Here is a 21,403-nt window from a genome sequence, read left to right as displayed (position 1 = left end):
ATAGAAAAATACTAAAGTTATGAAAAGAAAAAACACTTGCAAGTTTCCCCCTCTCTATTCCCTCTTGAATACCTTACGTTGTCCGATTGCCCCCACTTAGCTTTCAAAATGTCTCTTAAGACCAGTAAATTTCATCCACGCCTAAAAATTTCAAAGTTTATCACTTAGCTTGCCTATATGTCATGAATCATCTTACATACTATATAAAGATCAAATTATCTTGAAGGGGGTTTAGAAATGAATCATTATTATGCGCTTCATCTATATAATCTAGCAAGAAGAAGAAACAACCCAGGTCATATGTGCTGTTGTCATCATTGTTATTTCATGGTACAACCAAGGAGATTTTGGTTTTAACGAATCAAAGGGACGGTTCTCTCGCTTCCTTGAGAACCGTCCCTTTTTCATTCTAAACTCTCACAGCTGTGCCTGTCGCAACAATCATCATCATTCCGTCACGTAATGTTTCAAAGTCTAAGTCAATGCCAATTACCGCATTAGCACCCAACCTTCTAGCTCTTTGCTCCAGTTCATTTAAAGCAGACTCCCGACCTTCTTGAAGCTTACTTTCGTAGGCTCCGCTTCGGCCACCTACGATATCCGTAATCGAAGCAAAGAAGTCCCTCACTACATTAGCCCCTAAAATCACTTCGCTTGTGACGATTCCTAAATACGATTCAACTGGTTTGCCTTCAATCATTGTAGTCGTTGTCATGATCATTTGATTTTCCCCCTTGATAACAGTTGAATTTATTATAACCATCGCTAGCAGGAATTGGTATAAATTTCAAATCGGGATATAAAGAAATATAAAGGAAGACAAACAAAAAAACAGCCCCTAAAGAACTGCTTTCCACTTCACCCGAATATCCACCTACCCACACAATTGATCACGCAAACCTAATTTCTTAAATGCCTGTTCAGCTATTATTTGATAGCCTCGGCTATTTGGGTGGAAATCATGAGAAAGAAGATAATGTCCACCTTGATCAAACTTAGTATAGATATCTACATAAGCCACAATTCGGTTCGTACATCTACGTAACACATTATTATATTGATTAATAAAGTAATGACTATACGGAACATTTGGAATCGGATTATATAATCCGATTAGCTGTACGGTGTATTTTGGTTTATAAGAGTATGTTTTGATTGAGGCAATCTCCGCTAAAATTCTTTGCATATTATTTGTAAATCTTTGAACGCTGTCTTCAAGTGTATTGAAATGATTGCTGTAACGATACGTTTGAATTAAATCATTACCTCCTATTGTTATCGTGATCAAATCTGCTTCAGCGATGGCTTTTCGTACATTTGCTCTTGATAACATTTCCAAAAGTTGAGTCGAGGTCAATCCTGCTTTCGCTTTTATGTGTAAAGTGAGCGGGACTTTATACGCTTGTTCAATCATTCCTGCATATCGTTTCACAAAGCCAGGTGAATGAACTGCTCCAATGCCGACGGTTAAGGAGTCTCCAAGAGCCGTATAAGATAGATGCATTCGTCTCCCTCCTATTATTTATAGTCTTGTTGGTTTAGTCTATGAGATTGCAGTATAGGAGGAAACGGCACATACCTTATCCAAGCTCTTGACTGCTCCACTAACGACATGTCAGCTAAAGTGGGACGAGGTACCTGTCCCTACATTCACTATCGCTTTTTATTCCCTTTATTATTATCACCGCTAGCTGGAACTTTGCCGTGTAATTCTGGTGCATTTTGATTACGGCTGCCTTTATTATATTTTTTGGTCATAATTTTCATCTCCTTTCTTAATTCATTCTTCAGTTTATCCCTTTTTTGAAATCATATGTTTTTTCTATTATAAGAAATGTCTTCTTGTATTTATCCAGAACTTATTGCTTATTATAAAGAAGGTAAGTTTTCTTTTTTTGCATTAGTTTTTAATAGTTAACTAAGGATTACCAACTCAAACATCAGTTTCGCCAACGATTGATACATAAGAGTTTTGAAAGGTTATGTAGGGCGGCACCCCGATAAGTTCATTTTCATTTTTCTCTCATTGTGCCTTAAAAGAGAAGAATGAGTACTATGTTACACGGGTTCGGTTTTGAAGTACAAAACCGCATTTCGCAGTCGAATTAGTAGGAAAAATAACAAGTATATTGAAAACAAAATAACATTAAAATTAGCAGGGGAATTGCTATCTCCCCTGCTTTTCTGGATATTTATGTTAATATATTAATGTAAGTTTTAAAAACTTTGTGAAAAGATGTACTTAAAGTAACGAAGCAGGTTTGTGTAAGAAGGATAAATTATACTCATGGTAAAAAATGTTTAACTTTTGTTCTTCTACCAGAGGATTTTAAAAGTTATGAAAGGAGAAAATATGGAAACAAGAATTAAGAATATTTTAGTGTCTAATAAAAATAGAAGTAAGGATTCAAGTATCCTACTTGGTATTGTTAATCAAAACGGGAGACAGATATATTCAGTAGGCATAGAAGATAAATCTAGTATACCTGTTGAAGACAGAATTTTCGAAATCGGTTCTATTTCTAAAGTTTTTACTGCTGTATTTTTACAGACAATGATAAGGGATAATATAGTTCAATTAGATGACTCCGTATTAAAATATCAGCCAAGTTATATCCAAGCATTTTCAAATAATAGAAAAGAAATAACTTTACGAGATTTAATTACCCATCAATCGAATTTGCCAAGAGATGCTTCAAATATTAAAGTGCATGATAAAATGAATCCGTTTTCATCTTATCAACTAAAGGATTTAGACGAATTTTTGTCAAACTTTCAGTTAAAGAAGTATAAAAACAAATGGAAGTATTCAAATGTCGGTGTAGGGATTTTAGGAAATTTACTAGCAAGTGTTCTTGGTACAGAATATGAAGAGGCAATAAATGCTCGGATTTGTAAACCTTTAGGTCTGCATAGCACATTTATTAATATAAGTGATAATAACCAGCGAAAAATAATTAAATCGTATATGAAGAAGAAAGAAATACCCCCATTTTCTATTCCTGCTCTACCAGGAGCTGGTGGATTAAAAAGCACATTAAATGATATGTTGACTTTCTTAGAAGGAAATTTAGGATTAACAGATAATCCTTTACAAGAAGTTTTTAACCAAACACATAAAATACAAAATAATAGTAGAGTTGATAATAATACACATATGGGATTGGGATGGATGATTTCCAAAGATAAACAAACACAAGATTACATTCATTGGCACACTGGTGGTACAGTCGGATTTAACACCTATATTGGAATGAAAAAAGAAAAGAAAATGGGTATTATTATTGCAACTACTCAAAAACATTCAATATGGAAATTAGTTAAAATCCTGTTGGGATTAGGAGAAACGATTGGAGAGGAAATTGCCTTTGAAGTATATAATCACTTATTATCAACGGAATAATTTTATATATGAGATTGGGGTTTCTTAGGATTAATATTATCAGAAGTTAACTTCTTGAACTAACGAGAGCTTCAACCAGTATTTAACCACATTTCCTTGAAGTCCATACCTTGAAGGACCTTCGTTTCGTGGCGTTCTAAATACTCCAAGCACCGCCGATCCAGAAAACTCTAACTTATCGTAATAAGTACCTCTCTTGATTTCTAGGATTTCACAAGCTCTAGTGATAGGAACTCGACTTAATAACAGTTTCATAAACAACGGGAGAATATCACTTCTTTGTTGAAGGTAAGTAATGCAACCTTTTCAGCATTTTGATTTTTGGGCTTAATAAATTTCAATCCTAGTATCCTCCTTGGATTAATTAGTAGTACATTTAGCATTAGTTTTAACACCCACTTTAAACACTATCTGCTAGATGGCAGACATTTGCTAATTGGTATGCTAATTACAGTAATATTTTCATGAATAAATCAGAAGAAACATTGATATAACAATAAAAAAAGGGAAACCAATTAGTGTGCGATTAGCTTCCCTTTTATATTACTTTTTTTAATTTTGTACTCGAAAATTGAACCCGTTACTATGTTACGGTGCCTTTTAATTTTTTTGTTTAATCATAAAATGCGAATCAAACGTAGCTTTTTGACTTTGGCTATCCTTGATCATTCATATAAAGAATAAACCATTACGCGGTCGAATGGTTTTATAATAATTGCCTTTTTTACTTTTCAGCGAGAGTTTTTTTCGTGACAATCATTTGATTATGGAATTGAATTTTCTGCATTAATGTATCCTGCTCCGTAGGTATTCTCATCTATCCTACGCCACAAATCAGTTCCTCTCTTTAAATAATCCTTTACTTCATCCGGAGTTAAGTGAGGACTTTGTTCCAACATTAATGCTACAATACCTGCGCAAATCGGTGTTGCCATAGATGTCCCTGATAATATAAAATAATTGGTTTCATGCCTGCTACTTTTTGAAAATTTATCTAAATACGAATTCGGTGATCGTAATGAAATAATGTTGACGCCTGGAGCTACAATATCCGGTTTCACCGCACCATATATCGTAGGCCCCCTACTTGAAAAGCTAGCGATTTCATCCACTGTACGATCTACATTGTTTTTATTATCAAGAGCTCCCACTGTAATAACTTTTTCACTTACACCAGGACTAGCTATGGTTTGTGGCCTAGGACCCTCGTTTCCTGCTGCTACACACACAACGATTCCCCGGTCCCAAGCTTCCTCAACAATTTGAACCATAGGGTCTGAAGCTGGATTACCATAATGTTGTGCCGTACTACCTAATGACATACTAATAATATTAATTCTTCGTTCTGGGTTATTTTCATTGTATTGGATACACCACTCTACCCCTTCCATAACTGTTGATAATGACCCAGATCCGATTTTATTCAATACTTTTACACCAATGATGTCCGCTTTCGGTGCAGGCCCCACATATCTGCCTGAGGAAGCTGACCCATCACCGGCAAGGTCCCCAGCACAATGTGTACCATGACCGTTATCATCATAAGGCTCCGATCTTTCGTTAATAAAATCTACAAAGTCTATTATTCTACCAGAAAGATCAGGATGTGGATAAATCCCTGTATCAATAACAGTGCTACAACTCCTTGACCAGAAAGCTCTGTACCATTTCTCATAATATTTTCTGCATTCGCAGAAGGAACGGCTGTATCCAATAAAGCCTGAACTTCACGGTTATGAGAAATCATTTTAATGTGCTTACAACTAGGAAGCAACTCTTCTAAAGCTGATGGAGTTAAAGTGGCACTGCAACAAGATACACTTGTAAAGCGTTTCTCGAGTTTACATCTCATATGATTTGCAAAAACTCCTTCTACTTCCATACAGCCTTCATCAAAACAATTTTTCTCAAACTGAATAATGACAGATAGCTTCTTTGTCTTTTGGATCCAGCCCTCAAATAAACGATGAAAAATACAAGGAGTCCATTTAAAGGGTTTGTACAGATTTAAGATTTGATCACGTAACGGTCTATCTATTTTTTCAGCATGTGAACGTACCATTTGTACCATAGAATACCCAAACATACCTATAACCTCCATAATGTTTTATAAGATATATTATGGAATTCTGTAAAGGCAGCAACGGTAATTGGCTGATATTCTAGTAAAATATGCTAGTAACTATGGGTATTAAAAGGAACAAAAAAGATATTTTGTATCTCCATTATAAGGAACCATTTACGATTGGATAATTCAGAGCTTCCCCTTTTCTTATTCACCAATCAATACCCGCCCTATTATCCTTTCAATTCAAACCCATATTTTTTATTTATCTTTTTTGCCATTTTTCTAAAAATCTATCAACCGTCGTGTTTCAACATCTTTTTATACCATGCTAGCTTTTACAAATTTATGAAATCAAAGAAAAGCAGCCACACCATTTATAAGTGTCGCTGCCAGTCAAAAATGAAGCTTATAAGTTAACTATAATTTAAATTTTGATTATCTACTTGTTAAGATTGTTCCATCTAATGATATCATGTCCCTAGCAACTGCTTCGCTAGATCTTCCCTTGAAATTTTTGCTTGAGACTGTGAAGTACTACTAAGTGAACTATTTGTTGGAGAAGGAAACCTTGCAGCAGCAAAGTTTGTAAAAGCATTCTCTGCAATAATAAGTCCAGGTACACTACTTCCAGCTTCTACGGTAACTACATCCCCAGCCTGTAATTGATAAATCGTAGAAGTAAAGACTACATTGAAAAGATTCACTGGAATGTAGTGATTTGCTACTTGAACAGGTACATTGTTCACCATTATTAGAATTGCTATTATATTATCACTCGGTACATCAGGGAAGAAACCTATACTAGCATGAAGATGATAGACCCCATCTTGCTCTGCTTCAAATTGCGATGTGGTTGGAGAATATTCATCATTCAGATCAAATTCTTGAACCTCATACGTAACAGGTACAAAATCATTCCCTAACGCTTGCGGTTGATTTTCTGCCTTAACCGCTCTAAAAGCTGACTGCTCTACCGGGCCTGGTGGGCCTGCTGGGCCTGGTGGGCCTGCTGGACCTGGTGCTCCTGGTGCCCCTGGTGCTCCTGGTATAATCACTTTTTTCTTCTTTCCTTTACATTTTTTTGACCTTAGCTCTTTCTTAATACATTTCCTTAATTTCTTTTTAGAATAACCCATACATTCACCTCCCCTGTTTGGTACATGATATGAGTCTCGTGAAAGGAATGTATAGATTTATATCTATTTTTTCTAGACTATCCATTAATTTTAGAAAAAATAGCCTTTTGTTCTCGTTAATTTTAATGAACATAATGAACTATGACTTACCTACCTGCTAAAACAAGACTTTTTAGACCTAACATTCGTTAATACCATTAAATGTAAGGTTTTTCTAACTATACAGTTGTTCATAGAAAAAGACTTCTTCACCTTGTAAACAGTGTAGGAGTCTTTTCATAAAAAATATTAAAGAGTTGGTTTTTTCTGTCTTATGAAGAAAAAGAGCGGACCAAGTATGGTAATTCTATATATTGGCGCCTTAAATTTCAATAGAAAAAACAGCAAGGTGGGAACACTTAATGTCCAAATAAACAAAGGTCTTTTGGTGTTAATATAGCCGAAGGTAAAGAGAAAAATGTAGATGAGCCATGACCAGAAAATGTTCCAGCCATTTTTAAAGAAGATCAGTTTTGTTTTTAATCCAATAAACTCACAGAAAGCACATATAATAGACCATTTGAAGATATGCTTCATTTGTAATTTTACGTTCTCTTGTGGAAGGTCTTTCATGCAGAGTAAGAACAGTAAAGGCGTGATAAAGTAAATATGGATAATGCGTAATACCTTTAAATTTAAATTATTGGACTGAAACTCCCACAGAATACGCCTTTTAAAAAAATAGTAATAAGACGAATTAATAAACGCAATGTATAACAATGCTTTTAAATACTTTGGAAGAATTCGCCAGGTTTGCCGCCGGAAGTTTAAGTAAACAAGGAATGTCGATAGAAGAATATGCCGCATGTCATGGTCCTTTCAAACGATGTAGGCTCATACAGCTATAGAATATTCATTATGCACTTTAATGATGTAAGTAGAAAAGAGTTAAATTTGGAGGTTGTTGGAAAGAGAGCACCTTACGTAATGAAGAAAAAAAATTACCCTTAATATATTTCGTATCAAACGGCCATCCATTGAGAGGGAAACCTTCCTTCTTTGTAAGTCTCCTGTTCGCCTAGGTACGGAATAAATTATTAAAAACAACAAATTATAACGGTAATTATGTTATAAGGAGAGAGCGTACATGATAGAAGAGCATCCAAGCAAATTAACCTCTTAAGAGATTGCCGCACTTTGGAGCAGTTTTCAAAATAATAGCATGGCCGTCTGTGTTTTTAAGTATTTTTTAGAAAATGTTGATGATCAAGAAAACAAATCAATTGTGGAATACGCACTACATACCTCAGAAGAAAGCCTTGTCCGATCCGAACAAATTCTGAAAGATGACCAACAATCTATTCCTATTGGTTTTAAAGATGAAGATGTCAATCCTAATGCTCCACGCCTTTACTCAGATACTTTTTATTTATACTATATTAAGAATATGGCAAAGGTAGGATTATCTGTCTACGGTGTGGCTCTGGCAACTTCAGCTAAATCCAGTGTCCGCGAATTTTTAAGTAAAGCGGTAGAATCATCAACAACTTTGTACAACAAAACCAGTGATGTTTTATTATCTAAAGGGTTATTTGTGAGACCACCTTATGTCTCCACAACGAATGAAATTGATTTTATCGATCAGAAAAATTATAAAGGTGGTCTATTGACCTTAAACCGTAGACCCGTTAATGTTATTGAAATTACTCATGTTTATGCCAATATTGAAACGAATTTAGTCGGGCAAGTATTATTAATTGGCCTTTCACAAGTTGCAAAGTCAAAAAAAGTACGTCAATACTGCGATAAAGGAAAGGAAATAGCTACCAAACATGTTAAACTCTTCTCCACCATTTTAACAGACGACGACATTGCTGTACCAATGCCATCAGACCTTAAAGTGTCTAACTCAGAAATAGCACCATTTTCGGATAAATTAATCATGTTCCATACATCGCTATTGATACAATCAAGTACCTCAAACTACGCAACAGCCGCTGCAGCTAGTTTACGAACTGATATATCCACAACGTACGTTCGTTTAGCAACAGAAGTCACCTCCTACGCTAATGACGGTGTTAACATTATGATTGATAATAGCTGGTTAGAAGAACCACCTCAAACAGTAAACAAAAAAATTCATCAAATTAATAAGCTGAGAAGTCAACAGAAAGTAATATTGAAAATGGTTAAGTGTCGAACTACCACGAATTCAGGAGGAGGGTTAATTCCTTCTCCTCACTAGAAAATAGTTCGATTTGTTCGAACCAATGACCCTGCCCCATAAAAAAACATACCCACTTTAATCGTTACCACATACCATAAAATAAGGTATTTACGAGTGGGAGGCAGTATTTATGTATAGACAGCAATCAAGAATACCACGAAACTGTCCACAGGGGTTTTTGGGTCGGTATACCGTAATTCCAGGAGACACATTCTATACCATCGCGCAGATGTTTAGAGTAAGAATAGAAGCACTTGCAGTCAACAATCCCCATATTCCAAATCCTAATGTAATATTCCCTGGAGACATCCTCTGCGTTCCGGGTCTCATCCCTTACCCCTGCTGTACGTCTTTACAGCTCAGGGACGTGCACCATTCGGTTCAGGCGGCGTAGCTTATGTGAATGTTGGTCCAAGAGGAGGTCAGGCTGTGAGCATCATGGTAACCTTACCGCAACCTCAATTTTTCGGTGATTTTGACAAGTATACAGGTGAGATTATCATTTCCGGGACTGGTAGCTTTAGAAACCAGTTGTTTGCTACTCCCGAAGACCCACCTACTTGGTCATCTCGAATAGAACTTCCTACTGCTGCATCCATTACGCCAAATTCGCAGGTGTTAGTTCGCCCTTTTAATTCGTTGACTGGCACTTCAAGTGCTCCTGTCTTAGAAGGAATAATTCTCGTTGGAAATTGTCAACATCAACAGAGAATCTGAAATTTATTGGCCTAAAACTCTATCATCAATTGAAAAAAGAACTTCGAATTAGAAAAAACATAGGGAGATTTTAGTCTTCCTATGTTTTCATTCGTATTATTTATCTGTTTGTTTTTGCTTCTTTTTCAAATACTCCGCACGTAATTTTTCAAGTTGCTGCTTTTTATCAAATTTGGCAGGCGTCTGTTTTTCATGAAACTTTGTCACAGCTGCCTTACCTTTGGCATCCAATTGATATTTTCCCACTTTGTTCACCTACTTTTAAAGAGTACTATTCAATAATATTAATATACCTTATTTTACTAAAGTTTATAAACCCGCTCAATGCTACTAGAACCAGGATGACAATCGCTGATTCCTCCCATAGCGACCTAAGCCTTTTTCACTAATAATTCTAGTAACTCTTTGGCACTATGCACTTCTTTATCTGGTTTATAGGTAGTATAAGTAGGCAAATTTTTCTTACGATGATTCATCCAAATCGCTTGCCAGCCTGCTTGTTTTGCCCCGATAATATCTTTTTCAAAGTTATCCCCGATATAAACGGTTTTGGTTTGATCAAGGTCCATTTTCTCTTCAATAAAATCAAATACTTCTCTTTTCGGTTTTGCATGACCTATCGAACCAGAAATAAACGTCATTTCTGCCGGAATCCAACGACTAAGGTTGAGTTGTTTCATTTTCATTGCTTGATGTTTTTCTTCACCATTTGTAAGAATCCCAAGCTGTTTCCCTTCTTTGTGAAGTACATTTAGTAGTTCTTCGACTTCCGGAAACAAGGTAATGTTTTTTTGTTCGGTCACATACGTTTCATGAAAGATAGTCGCTTTTTCCGTATCTATAGGAATGTTGAAATCCTTACAGGCAGCCATGATTCGTCCGGTTTGCCATTCAAATTGGGTTATTTCACCTGCTTCACTTTGATCAAACAAAATCTCGCTATACTTACGACTAGCTCTATATAATTCATCAATCTCTTCGTCTGAAAACGGCTCTTGAAAAAGCTTCCTCACCGTTTTATGAAAAGATTGTGCTTGATCATATAGGGTATCATCAACATCAAAAATGATTGTATCCATTTCATATCCCTCCTTATATTATGATGATATCACTTATTTATAGAAAATAGAGAGCCAACTAACTACTCCTACTCCCTTCATCTAATCAAATAATTCATCACTTATGGTACTGTCCCTACTATTAATACTAAACTATATCCTTAACCAACCTGTACCGTACGTTCTCGTTCATCTACCACACAGTAAAAATAAGTAATAGTTCCTGTTACCATTGGACAATTTAAAAATAGGAGGCATGAAAATGATCGCTTATTTTGGTACTGTAAACAAAGTTGAAGACTTTACTAGTGAAGAGAAGGTTCAAAACGTCAATAACGTTATTGGGACGATTGGATTTTGGCTTACATCTGATATTCATTCTGCTAAACCCTATGCAATAGGGACGGAGACGGTTGATCAGAAGTCAGAAACGGAATTTTGGGAAGATGGAGCACCTAAGGTGATTCAGGTTGAAAGGCAAGTAACTGGCTTTATTTACAAGCTATTTATGGATGAACCAAACCTTAAAATATATGATTCTAATACCTGGGATTCTTTTGAATTGTTTATGAATGATCGTGACAAATATTGTGAATATTTTCATGCCGGAAAAAGAAACTTCACCTGGAAAGATGAAGCTACCCTTTTAAATATGAAGGAAGCGAATGAGAAGTTTCGTAACAGTCTTATTCATCAGGGATATGAAGGGTTTGTCATTCAAAATTGCAAACAGGAAAATGGGGTTACTGACTTGTATTGTCTTTTTTCAATCAATTCTCCGCTCATTTCAGATGTGATACCAGTAGAAACTTTGTAGTGCAAAAGGTGGCGGACGGCTCTCTTGCGTGCAGAAGTTCAAGACCGTCCTCTTTCCATTAAATCCTTATCTTTTCAAATAATAAATCGCTAATTGGGTTCGATCACGAAGCTGCAGCTTTTCTAAAATGATTGATAAGGTGTTACGTACGGTCCCTTCGCTGATGTAAAGCTGAGCTGCTATTTCTCGATTGGAAAGTCCTTGTGACACTAGTTCAGCAATGTCTTTTTCACGTGGAGTGAGTTGCTTCAGTTCTTCCTTGTCTTTCGGCTGAGTAAGTTGCTTTAAGACATCCGCATCCAAGACGCTCGTTCCGGAAAGGAGCGCCCTCAATTTCTCGGCCATACTGGAAACTTTCGTTGATTTAATTAAGTACCCTTCCGCCCCTGCTTGTAGCGCGAGGCGAATATTCTTCTCATCTTTAAAAGTTGTTAACATCATGACATGAACTTGTGGCCATTCTTTCTTGATTTGTCTCGTTGCTTGAATCCCATCCATTACAGGCATTTGGATGTCCATTAATACAATGTTTGGTAATTGTGTACGGCAGGCATTTATCGCTTCAGAGCCATTTTCAGCAGTCCCCATCACATCCATATCCTTTTCACGTGAAAGAAGAACTTTCAAACTTTTACAAACTAAAGGATCATCATCAACGATCAAAATGTTCATAGACCGACCTCTCCTCTTATTCTGCTTTTTCTAACGGAAGGACACAGATTAGTAAGAAACCATCATTTTGAGCATCTGTCGATATGCTTCCTCCCACCGCCTTCGCACGATGACGTAGATTTCTTAAGCCTACACCGTTTCCTTTTGTCTCTTGTTTAATTGCGACTCCATCGTTATAAACCGATAACCTTAAAATATGTGGACTAATATCCAAAGAGATTTCGACCTGTGTCGGGTGCGCGTGCCGAATAATATTCGTTAACGCTTCTTTTAACGTCGGATAAAGAATGCTCCATAAATAGGCAGCCACTTTAGACGAGTCGCCATAAGAAGTAAATTGCACTGGACATAAGGTGAATTGATCCGTTATTTCGTGCAGCCCCTCTATTCCAATTTCTTTTACAGGCTTTAAGTTATGTACGGTCTCTCTCAAATAGACGGCACTTTGGGAGAGACGCTGCTGTGCTTGAGTAAACATTTCTTTCGCTTCTGGATCATTCTCTTTCCAAAGTTCCTCAAAGGCTTGTAACGCCAGAACAGATGCGGTAAGCTCATGTCCGACATCATCATGAAGTTGCTGGGCAATTCGGTTTCTTTCTGTTAGCTCTGCCATCCGTGCCCCTTGCGCATTAGCCAATAGAAGTTCTTCTTTTACATTTTCCAATTCGTAGCGATCTCGCCTTTGTTGATCAGCTTCCAACTGATATCTTTTCGTATCCTGAAACCACCCGCCAAGAATAGCTCCAGACAAACCTGCATGGATGAGAACACCTACTAAAAGAAGAGACGTTTCTGGATAAATGATGGCAAAAACAATCGTTGGCAAAGCAAACCAAGGCTGTCTCTTAAGCATACTTTCCATTACAGGCATTGCCAAAGCATAGGCTGCAAATGGGAAAAATAAAATCGAGATGAAGCAAATGATTTGATCGATTAAGACGGTCCAACCGGACAGCTGAAATCGCCAACGAGCCAATGTCATAATGGTGAGAAACAACAGAAGGATTACTCCTTCTTTGTTGCCGTAACTTTGGAACCATAGCAAACTTAAAAAAAGCAATCCCAGAATACGCCATACGTTCATTGCTATTTGCGGTGTCCAGTTTTCCCATTTGTTCTTCATACATGTACACGTCCTTGTACTAGACCTCTCTCCTACCATTATAAGTAGGATGACTTCATTTTATAGTAATCTTCTTCTGCTCCCTAATAAGAGAAAAGCGATACCAAAGAGAATCATCAGCACGAGCGGAATGACCAGTTCCTTCATTGGAGCCCCGTAAGATACAAGGATGGTCGCTTCCGCTACCCAGTAAGTTGGCAGCAACATCACTGCTCGCTGGAGGTAATCAGGCATCATTTCGACAGGCCACATCACACCACCTAGCATCGCCATAAGGATAATAATTCCTCCTAGAATACTGAAGGCAGCTTCCTTGTTTCGAAATAAGGAGTACCAAGCTAACGAGAAACCTAAGGCTGTCATAGAAAAAACCGTATAAATGATAAATAGTAAGGCCGGAGATGGTATGCTGTCCCCGTGTACCATCACACCTAGAATGACAAAGATCAGATTTACTGCAGTCAAAATGACAGAGTAAGCTAATAAGTTTTGCCACAAATACTGTAGATGAGTGATTGGCGCTACACTTAGCCTTAATAATGTCTTATTGCTACGGTCTTCTAAGATGATTCCCCTAAACGGGAAGCCATGAACAACAATAGTATACTATAAAAGTGAAATCCTAACGGCATAAGAGGCCATTCACCCATCGGAAGAAAAATTAATCCAATCGGCAAAAGAATTAAAAAGATACTATTTGATTTTTTTCGAAAAAAACGTTTGAACACAAATGCAAATACGGTCATACGAGCTTCCGCCTTCCGAAATAGGCTCCAGAAATCGCAAGTACGATGGCGGCTGCTAGTAATATGATAAAGCTAATGATGGCTTTATCTATATTTCCCCCTGTCATTGTTGCATAAATCATGTTCCGTCCGAGAGCAAATGGGTTGCTGTAAGTCGATAACAATTGATAAAAAGCACCCTCCGGCAATGGAAACCACACCTCTGAGACCATCAGACATGCGAGCCCAAATCCTGTTCCTAATCGTTCTGCCGTTTTATAGTTTTTCACCGCTAAAACGAAGTTAATAAAGATGAATTGGACAACGGTTGAAACCATTAAAAGAGTTAACAATATAAACGCTAAATTTCCCCAATTGACGTCATAGACAAAAAGCGTGTAAATCACGATTAAGAAACTTTGCAGCATATTAAAAAGAGCGCTAGTAATTAAAATGGAATAAGCGTGTTTATGGGAATGATAGGGCAACGAATACATTCTCCATTTCATCGAGGACATGACATCCTCCTTTACATATTCCATCGTCAAAAATCCACCAAACAAAAGGAATGCAAGCATCATCGTGGCGGCAACTTCATCTTTCATTGGAATGCCAAGGGGTTCACTCACCGCACCATCTGCGATAAATCCTAAAACAGTGATTAAGGAGATCGGAAGTAACAACAATACTGCCATCCCTATATAATTTCGAAACATACGGCGCAACATAAAGTAACTTGAGCGTAAGATCATTGCTATTCCTCCCCTCCGTCACGTAGTTGCTTTCCTGTAAGAGTTAAAAACACATCCTCCAACGTTGGCTTTTCTGCGGAAACGGAATGGATACCGCCAAAATCTTTGGATATAGTAAGAGCACGATCAAGATTCCCTGCACCCACTTGAGAAATGATGTGTATTTCTTTCCCTCTTAACGTTACTTGTTTTACCCCTTCTAGCTTACGGAGCTTTTCTAAGAGTTCCTCTGTCGGCTCTGCTACTTCGATTGTTATTTTTTCTTCATGTTGGATTTTATTTACTAACTCGCTGATCGTTCCATCGGCAATCACATGTCCTTGATCGATAATAACGACACGCGTTGCAAGGTGTTGAACTTCCTCCATATAGTGAGTCGTATAAAGGATCGTTGTTCCTTGCTCGTTTAATTTACGAATCGTCTCTAAAATATGATTGCGTGATTGAGGATCAATTCCCACTGTTGGTTCATCCATAATCAAGAATTTCGGTTGATGCACAAGGGCACAGGCAATATTTAATCTTCTTTGCATCCCGCCGGAAAATTTCGTCGGTAGCTTACTTGCATGTTCCGTGAGGCCTACAAATGCTAACGTTTCATCTACTCGTTCCTTTAATTTTGCCCCCTTAAGACCATAAAGGCCACCGAAGAACTCCAAATTCTCTCTAGCACTGAGGTCCGTAAATACCGTAATATCCTGCGTTACTAAACCAATCTGCTGTTTGATTTTCATCAAATGAGATTTCTGTTCCTGACCGAAAACTTTGATATTACCAGAATCGAAGCCAATAATTCCAGCTAAAGCGTGAATCAAAGTCGTTTTCCCCGCTCCATTCGGACCTAATAACCCAAGGATTTCACCTTCGCCAATTTCTAAATCAACATGATCTAAAGTTACTTGTGAACCATACCGCTTCACAATATTTTTCATTTCCACCATCGCCATATACGAACCCTCCTGTATTACTTGTTAGTATAATCTTAATTGGCACAGGAATGAAAAGTTAGTTACAAATGTAATGATTGCAAATTGGTTATGAAACAATAGGATCTGTGAAAGGTTCATGTTGATGATGGGATAATAAAACGGGACTTCCATAAATTAAGGAGTCCCGTTTTCAGATATTGGGTTTCTTAACTAACGCTCTCCCGTTGCTTCAATAAGAATTTTACTAACGAATAAACGCCAATTCTTTATTAGCAAGTGCATCCTTTAACCATCGTGGATGCATTTTCAATAAATCTCGCGGTAGATTTTGTTGTTTAAAGAACTTAATTTCTAGCGACTCAGAAGAATTACATCGTAGTTCACCCCCATAATTTCAGCAAGAAAACAAGTTGTAATAAAATGTACTACCTTACCATTTGGATAGGCAAATACCTGTGAGTCAGGATCAGAGTACACACCAATAAGCTTTTTAATTCTTATATCTAAATTAGTTTCTTCTTTAACTTCCCTGATAGCTGCTTCGGATACTGTTTCTCCTATTTCTATGTGCCCTGACGGAATACCCCAAAGTCCTACATCTGACCTTTTCTGTAATAATACTTGTTTTTTCTCATTCAAAATAACAACTGCAACCCCAGCTTTTAACTCATCAATTTTTTTCATACAGTAATCCTCCCTTAAAGTAATAAAAAAAGGCCCGAGGGGAAAGATTTCAACGCATAACAAATACGCTGAACCTTTCCCCTCGGACCTTTTATGTCAATAGGTGCCTTTTACATATTGTAAAAGATGTAGCCCTTGGTCACTGACCTATCTAGATAGCGGAACCCTAGCTACAATTTTCCAGTTCAATTTTCACTTTACAATAAATACTCCCAAAATAAAAGATATTCTTTCACTAAAGCAACCGTTAAGTGATGTTTTTTACTCTTTCCAAACTCCATGTTACATTGTCTCCACATTCTTTATGAATTTGAATTATTCTTTTTCAATTACCTCCAAAAGTTTTTCTAGAGCGGCCATCGCTTTCAATTGCCTTCTATTTCTGATCCCTAGCAGGGTTAGAACCTCCTCGGCAAGTTTTCGACATGCCGCTCTTCCCTCAGCTCCCCCAAACCTGTCCTTCATCCGTGCATTTTCATCCGTATAAAACCGATGGTTAATCGCTTTAAGGAGACTTATTTTAGCCAATTGAAGACCATCAAAATTACGATAGCTACTTTCCGGATCCCGAATCGCACGTATGTACCCTTCCTTATCCCAGTACCTGATGGCTGTTCGGGAAACATTCATTCTTTCTGCGGCTTCCCCTAGGGACCAAAGACACGATTTTTTCTCGGAGTATTCAATTAATTCGACGGCTTCCATCACGAACTTCTTTTCCTCTCCTCTATGGATTAATTCATCGTTAAGAATCCAAAGTGCTTCATCGATTTTCTTATTCCCGATGTTTTCCATAACTTTCACTGCTACATCCATTCCAAAACCATCGGATAGCGATTTAATGCATAAAAAATAGACAAGATGAATGTCCGAGTAAACACGATATCCGCTTGCTGTCCGTTTTGGCGAAGGTACAAGTCCTTTTGCTTCATAGTTACGAAGTGTGTTTGTACTTACATTCAGTTTCGCCGCAATGTCGGCAGGTCTAAGCTTATCCATTTTATTTTTCACCTTCACTATATTGCAAAGTTGTTCCTGCAAATCATTTTTAAATACTGAATTTATTATATCAAACATTCCAATTTGCTTTAAGGTTGTACGATAAGGGTGAACAAAAAAGAAAGGGGACTAGCCAATGACTTTATTTAATCAGAACATGACCATATCAGAACTTGAGACATCACTGAATGCCTATGTTGAATTAAACTGGAAGAAAATCCTTGAAGACAACCGTGAGGAGTTAGAAACCTTATTTCCGGAGTATGAAGATGCCACTTACGGTATTTATGCAGAAAAGCTGCTCGTACCCGTCTGGCGGCAAGTTGAGGAGGCCGGATTCCATTCAGCAGCCGAAGTAAAAGAGGATGACTTCGTGATAGCCGGTTTTCTACTGTTCCGCCATTCACTTGAAAAAGAACAGTGGGGCACACCGTTGAACGAAAAGAGAGTATTCTGGCTTACAATAAAAAATAGACAGCACGTAGAAATCGGTACACTTCTGATGGAGATGTCACATTCTCACGTAAGTTTCTCCATTCCCGCCCCCCCAAAGTTTCTTGCTCTTCAAACAACAAATGAACGTGAAATCAGATCCCAGATCCGTTCTATCTATAGCGAATAAAGAGTTTGGGAGAATTTCCTCCTGATGGCACTAGAGTAAAGAAGTTTTCTAAGGATATTATTATAAGGGGAAAAACGTAACATATAGGCAAGAAACCGTTGCACAAGACTAACACGCTGTATTACAGAACTTTCACTATCAAATCGCACTGAAAAAGCCCGAAGTAAGTTCTTCGGGCTTCTAGTTATCAATTTGTTAGTTAAACTAAAACCTAGTTTTGTTTCATATCACTTCTTAAAACAAAACCAGATGTTAGGCCATAAACCGGAGCAATTATATAGTTGGGAATAGGTAAATGTCGTTGGATATCATTCTCTAGTTTCATTATACTACTACTTATAAAGTATTTATAGGCTACTTTTTTTGTAATTCCTAGACTATAGTGTTAATTACAAATCTAAAAATATAAGAGGTGTATTAATATGAATGACAAAAAAGATGTCTTAGATAATGGTCCTTTCTATCATGGTACTAAAGCGGAACTAAAAATTGGAGATCTATTAGAACCGCAACACTTATCAAATTACCAAAACAAAAAATCGAACTATATATATTTCACTGCAACATTAGATGCGGCAAAATGGGGTGCTGAATTAGCAACATCTATCTCAAAAGAAAGAATTTACATTGTAGAACCATTGGATGATTTTGAAAATGATCCGAACTTAACTGACAAAAAATTTCCTGGAAACCCAACACGTTCTTATAGGTCTAAATCGCCTTTGAAAATAATCGCTGAATTAAGCTCATGGGAAAGACATTCGGATGAAGAAATAAATCATATGCTTACATCTTTAAAGAAGTTACGTGAACAAGGAAAAGCTGTAATAGATGATTAATCTTCAACATCCACAAAATCATAACTAAAAAGAACCAATAATCAACTTGCTTTTACAATTGGTTTTCGTTTCGGCATCGGAGCTCACCAAGAAGCGCAAAAGTTAAACCTTGAGTGTCGCCCACACCCGCACAATTTGCTGAAATCTGTACAAATAAAACCGAACTTCTCCACCTTAATCTTTGAGGGGGATATCCATTCAAAAACGAATTTAATAGTTACGTAGTAAGAGTCAAAAATGAAAGACGATTACTTCTAAGGCAATCGTCTCATTAGAAACTTCTATGTAACCAGTATCGTTGTACTGCGTAGCAAATGGATGTGTAGTTTTTTTGTCTTTCTTCCTCAACAATAGCTCCCGTTAGTGGAACAAAGGCCCTTGAGAGTCATTTGCTTTTCAGTCACCTGTCTTATCCTATTCATTATTATCGTTCTCATCATAATAGGTTTTTAATTCTTTATACATATAGCTAGCTATATTTTCAGGAAAATAATTAGTAAACTCATGATAGTACTTAGCTAAAAAATGATCATCATCCACAAGATTTAAAATGTTCCTACTCGCAGGAAATAGGTTATTCATTTCGTTAAGAATTTCTTGTACCTTTTTTCTGCTGGCAGAATCATTATAATGAATAACATTTCTAATAGCTTGTAATAGAAACCATATCGCTCTATCCATTCTCTCCTTATAATCAGGATCATAAAGCACCTGTATTTCTTTCAAGATCTCTTTATCATCTCTAAAATGTTTTTCTAAAATTTGAATTTGCGATTTTTCCTTCCTAAATAAATCAAGCATAATAAAATTAAATTCATTTAATTCTTCCTCAGATATGCCTTCTATGTTGTACAATCTCTCCATCCTCGTAATTACTTCTAACTTACCATTTAATTCCGCTTGCTTTTCTTCAATTAACCGCTTCTGTACCTGCAACAACTCTCTATTATTAAATTTCTGCTTAGTCATTTGTTCTTTTATTTCATTTAATGTTAAACCAAGATGCTTTAAAATCAATATTTGTTGAAAATGTTCCCACTCTAATTGTGTATATATTTTCCGACCATTTTTATTTAATTTTTTTGGGGTAAGTAACTTCATTTTATCGTAGTATCTAAGTGTCCTTACCGTTGAATCTACAAATTTCGCAAACTGACCAATTGTCATTTCCATGTAAACACCACCTTACTGAATTATAAACTGTTACGTAAGGTCACAATCAATACACTCGTTAATCGTTTTACAAATATAAATGAATGATTTACCTATTTTCTGTGAGAAATGTTTGCTTACGACATTACGTCACAATTTATGATTGATTCTATAATAGCTTTGAGAGGATGGTTATCTATGGAACAACAATCATTGTTTCGGAATCGCACTTTTATATTTCTGTTTATTGGTAGCTTTTTGGCGCTGGTAGGCTTTAGTATGTTTTTTATGACAACAACCTGGTTTGTCATTTCTGATTTAAATTCTGCTAGTTCATTGGGCATTATTCTTATTGCCATTACTGTGCCACGTATTCTCATGATGGCATATGGAGGGGTTCTTGCTGATAAATTCAAGAAAACGACAATCATGTTCAGTACGAGTTCAATCCAAGGAGTTCTGCTAGTCATCATGTTCTTCTTGCACAATGCAAATCAATTAACATTTCTGTATTTAATCATTTTGGGGTCCATTTTCGGAACATTAGATGCATTTTCTGGACCAGCTGGAACATCCTTAATTCCAAAAATAGTACAAAAAAACCAAATAAAACAAGCAAATGCTATTATTCAGGGGTTGGGGCAGATTGGCTTTATTATTGGCCCTATTATCTCTGGGAGTGTCATGGAATTCGGTGGCGTAACAACAGGTTATTTAGTCTCATCTATTATTGTTCTTTTGTCTGCCTTTTTTATGTTCCCACCTTTCTTAAAGGAAGGTCCTGTAGTCAATACAATAAAACAAACACCATTTAAAGATCTCATAGAAGGGCTTTCCTATGTAAAAGCAAGTAGATTTTTAATTACAGGTATCCTTATTTTAATAACGTTAAACTTTTTTGCCTTCGGAGCGATATCCATTGCAATCCCCATTTTAGTGGAAACTTATGGAGGGACCCCCATTAATCTTAGTTACATTGAAGCTGCTTTAGGAGTTGGCATGCTAATAAGTACAGCTGTAATCGGTATGATCAAAATACGCCGTAGGGGATTAACATCAATTATAGGCTTAATTGCAACATTAATAGTAGCTATAGCTTTTAGTCAAATTCCTAACTTATATATTTTAACGGCGTTAGCGTTCTTAATTGGATTTACCATGACATTTGTATCCATCCCATTTTTCACTTCAGCACAAGAAGATACTGATCCCCGCATTATGGGGCGGGTCATGAGTATTGTCTTTTTAGCTATGAATGGGTTTGATCCTCTCGCCTATGCAAGTGTAACTTTACTCGTTTCTAGAGGATTTGATATTCAATTAGTCATTTTGTCTTTTTCTATTGTTGGATTAGTTATTGCGCTATCGATTTTATGGAGAGGACAGACGTTTAGAAAATACAAGTCTAACTACTAATTTACCTGCAGGATAGACCACTTTCAGATGGAGTGGTCTTTTTTAGGTATTATAGTTAAAGTGAAGATACTTGTTGTATAGTATT

19 protein-coding genes and 2 pseudogenes are annotated in these 21,403 nt (G+C 36.8%); 7 read left to right on the top strand and 14 right to left on the bottom strand.

Features of this window, described 5'->3' with window-relative positions; genetic code table 11:
* Nucleotides 1–409: 409 nt before the first annotated feature.
* Together BkAM31D_RS08670 and BkAM31D_RS08665 are read right to left on the bottom strand one after the other, a co-directional pair.
* Nucleotides 410–721, bottom strand: a complete 312-nt coding sequence (locus BkAM31D_RS08670; RefSeq protein ID WP_066151854.1) for a YbjQ family protein — start codon at nt 719–721, stop codon at nt 410–412.
* Between the two features lie 153 nt (nt 722–874).
* Nucleotides 875–1,504: a GDSL-type esterase/lipase family protein gene (locus BkAM31D_RS08665; protein WP_066151856.1), complete on the bottom strand. Its 630-nt coding sequence runs from the start codon at nt 1,502–1,504 to the stop codon at nt 875–877.
* Between the two features lie 849 nt (nt 1,505–2,353).
* On the opposite strand from BkAM31D_RS08665, the gene BkAM31D_RS08660 reads away from it, so the two are divergent.
* A complete protein-coding gene (locus tag BkAM31D_RS08660) occupies nt 2,354–3,403 on the top strand; it encodes a serine hydrolase domain-containing protein (RefSeq protein WP_066151858.1) in 1,050 nt (349 codons plus the stop codon).
* Nucleotides 3,404–4,167: 764 nt separating this feature from the next.
* On the opposite strand, the pseudogene BkAM31D_RS08650 reads toward BkAM31D_RS08660, so the two are convergent.
* Nucleotides 4,168–5,489: pseudogene (locus BkAM31D_RS08650) on the bottom strand (S8 family peptidase).
* A gap of 452 nt (nt 5,490–5,941) precedes the next feature.
* Nucleotides 5,942–6,607 (bottom strand): C1q-like domain-containing protein, encoded by a 666-nt coding sequence (locus tag BkAM31D_RS08645; RefSeq protein ID WP_066151862.1) that lies wholly within the window; start codon nt 6,605–6,607, stop codon nt 5,942–5,944.
* 1,201 nt (nt 6,608–7,808) lie between these two features.
* Between BkAM31D_RS08645 and BkAM31D_RS08640 the strand changes: the two genes are divergently transcribed.
* Together BkAM31D_RS08640 and BkAM31D_RS08630 are read left to right on the top strand one after the other, a co-directional pair.
* A complete protein-coding gene (locus BkAM31D_RS08640; RefSeq protein WP_066151864.1) occupies nt 7,809–8,831 on the top strand; it encodes a DUF3231 family protein in 1,023 nt (340 codons plus the stop codon).
* Nucleotides 8,832–9,107: 276 nt separating this feature from the next.
* Nucleotides 9,108–9,530, top strand: coding sequence for a YoqH family protein (locus BkAM31D_RS08630; protein WP_503487636.1), 423 nt, complete (start codon nt 9,108–9,110; stop codon nt 9,528–9,530).
* Between the two features lie 96 nt (nt 9,531–9,626).
* Here the strand turns inward: BkAM31D_RS08630 and BkAM31D_RS23925 are convergent, their stop codons facing one another.
* Both BkAM31D_RS23925 and BkAM31D_RS08625 read right to left on the bottom strand, forming a co-directional pair.
* Entirely contained in the window at nt 9,627–9,776 is a 150-nt protein-coding gene (locus tag BkAM31D_RS23925) for a hypothetical protein (protein ID WP_169801090.1), read from the bottom strand.
* A 125-nt stretch (nt 9,777–9,901) separates the two neighbouring features.
* Complete coding sequence (locus BkAM31D_RS08625) at nt 9,902–10,609, bottom strand: HAD family hydrolase (protein ID WP_066151867.1); 708 nt, start codon at nt 10,607–10,609, stop codon at nt 9,902–9,904.
* 241 nt (nt 10,610–10,850) lie between these two features.
* On the opposite strand from BkAM31D_RS08625, the gene BkAM31D_RS08620 reads away from it, so the two are divergent.
* Nucleotides 10,851–11,405 carry a hypothetical protein gene (locus BkAM31D_RS08620; RefSeq protein WP_066151870.1) on the top strand — a complete coding sequence of 185 codons (555 nt, stop codon included), beginning with the start codon at nt 10,851–10,853 and terminating at the stop codon, nt 11,403–11,405.
* A 66-nt stretch (nt 11,406–11,471) separates the two neighbouring features.
* On the opposite strand, the gene BkAM31D_RS08615 is transcribed toward BkAM31D_RS08620, so the two are convergent.
* The 7 genes and pseudogenes from BkAM31D_RS08615 to BkAM31D_RS08585 all read right to left on the bottom strand — a co-directional run bounded on the left by BkAM31D_RS08615 (nt 11,472) and on the right by BkAM31D_RS08585 (nt 17,289).
* On the bottom strand, nt 11,472–12,077 hold the full coding sequence (locus BkAM31D_RS08615) for a response regulator transcription factor (RefSeq protein ID WP_066151871.1): 606 nt from the start codon (nt 12,075–12,077) through the stop codon (nt 11,472–11,474).
* Nucleotides 12,078–12,093: 16 nt separating this feature from the next.
* Nucleotides 12,094–13,200 (bottom strand): sensor histidine kinase, encoded by a 1,107-nt coding sequence (locus BkAM31D_RS08610; RefSeq protein ID WP_066151873.1) that lies wholly within the window; start codon nt 13,198–13,200, stop codon nt 12,094–12,096.
* 60 nt (nt 13,201–13,260) lie between these two features.
* Complete coding sequence (locus tag BkAM31D_RS08605; RefSeq protein WP_371807196.1) at nt 13,261–13,767, bottom strand: ABC transporter permease; 507 nt, start codon at nt 13,765–13,767, stop codon at nt 13,261–13,263.
* A 175-nt stretch (nt 13,768–13,942) separates the two neighbouring features.
* Complete coding sequence (locus tag BkAM31D_RS08600) at nt 13,943–14,677, bottom strand: ABC transporter permease (protein WP_066151877.1); 735 nt, start codon at nt 14,675–14,677, stop codon at nt 13,943–13,945.
* 2 nt (nt 14,678–14,679) lie between these two features.
* Complete coding sequence (locus BkAM31D_RS08595) at nt 14,680–15,624, bottom strand: ABC transporter ATP-binding protein (protein WP_066151879.1); 945 nt, start codon at nt 15,622–15,624, stop codon at nt 14,680–14,682.
* Nucleotides 15,625–15,850: 226 nt separating this feature from the next.
* A pseudogene (locus tag BkAM31D_RS08590) lies at nt 15,851–16,290 on the bottom strand (NUDIX domain-containing protein).
* Nucleotides 16,291–16,605: 315 nt separating this feature from the next.
* Complete coding sequence (locus BkAM31D_RS08585) at nt 16,606–17,289, bottom strand: MerR family DNA-binding transcriptional regulator (protein WP_066151883.1); 684 nt, start codon at nt 17,287–17,289, stop codon at nt 16,606–16,608.
* Between the two features lie 136 nt (nt 17,290–17,425).
* Here BkAM31D_RS08585 and BkAM31D_RS08580 point away from each other — a divergent pair, with 136 nt between their 5' ends.
* Both BkAM31D_RS08580 and arr read left to right on the top strand, forming a co-directional pair.
* Nucleotides 17,426–17,911, top strand: a complete 486-nt coding sequence (locus BkAM31D_RS08580; protein WP_066151885.1) for a DUF6022 family protein — start codon at nt 17,426–17,428, stop codon at nt 17,909–17,911.
* A 422-nt stretch (nt 17,912–18,333) separates the two neighbouring features.
* On the top strand, nt 18,334–18,750 hold the full coding sequence (arr, locus tag BkAM31D_RS08575) for an NAD(+)--rifampin ADP-ribosyltransferase (protein WP_066151886.1): 417 nt from the start codon (nt 18,334–18,336) through the stop codon (nt 18,748–18,750).
* Nucleotides 18,751–19,164: 414 nt separating this feature from the next.
* On the opposite strand, the gene BkAM31D_RS08570 is transcribed toward arr, so the two are convergent.
* Complete coding sequence (locus BkAM31D_RS08570; protein WP_066151887.1) at nt 19,165–19,923, bottom strand: MerR family transcriptional regulator; 759 nt, start codon at nt 19,921–19,923, stop codon at nt 19,165–19,167.
* Between the two features lie 177 nt (nt 19,924–20,100).
* On the opposite strand from BkAM31D_RS08570, the gene BkAM31D_RS08565 reads away from it, so the two are divergent.
* The gene (locus BkAM31D_RS08565; protein WP_066151891.1) at nt 20,101–21,318 is read left to right on the top strand and encodes an MFS transporter; all 1,218 of its coding nucleotides are present in this window, start codon (nt 20,101–20,103) and stop codon (nt 21,316–21,318) included.
* Nucleotides 21,319–21,403: the final 85 nt, after the last annotated feature.

The organism is Halalkalibacter krulwichiae (assembly GCF_002109385.1).
Lineage (GTDB): Bacteria > Bacillota > Bacilli > Bacillales > Bacillaceae_D > Halalkalibacter > Halalkalibacter krulwichiae.
Note: the sequence above shows the minus strand (reverse complement) of the source record. Positions and strands in the feature narration are given on the sequence as shown.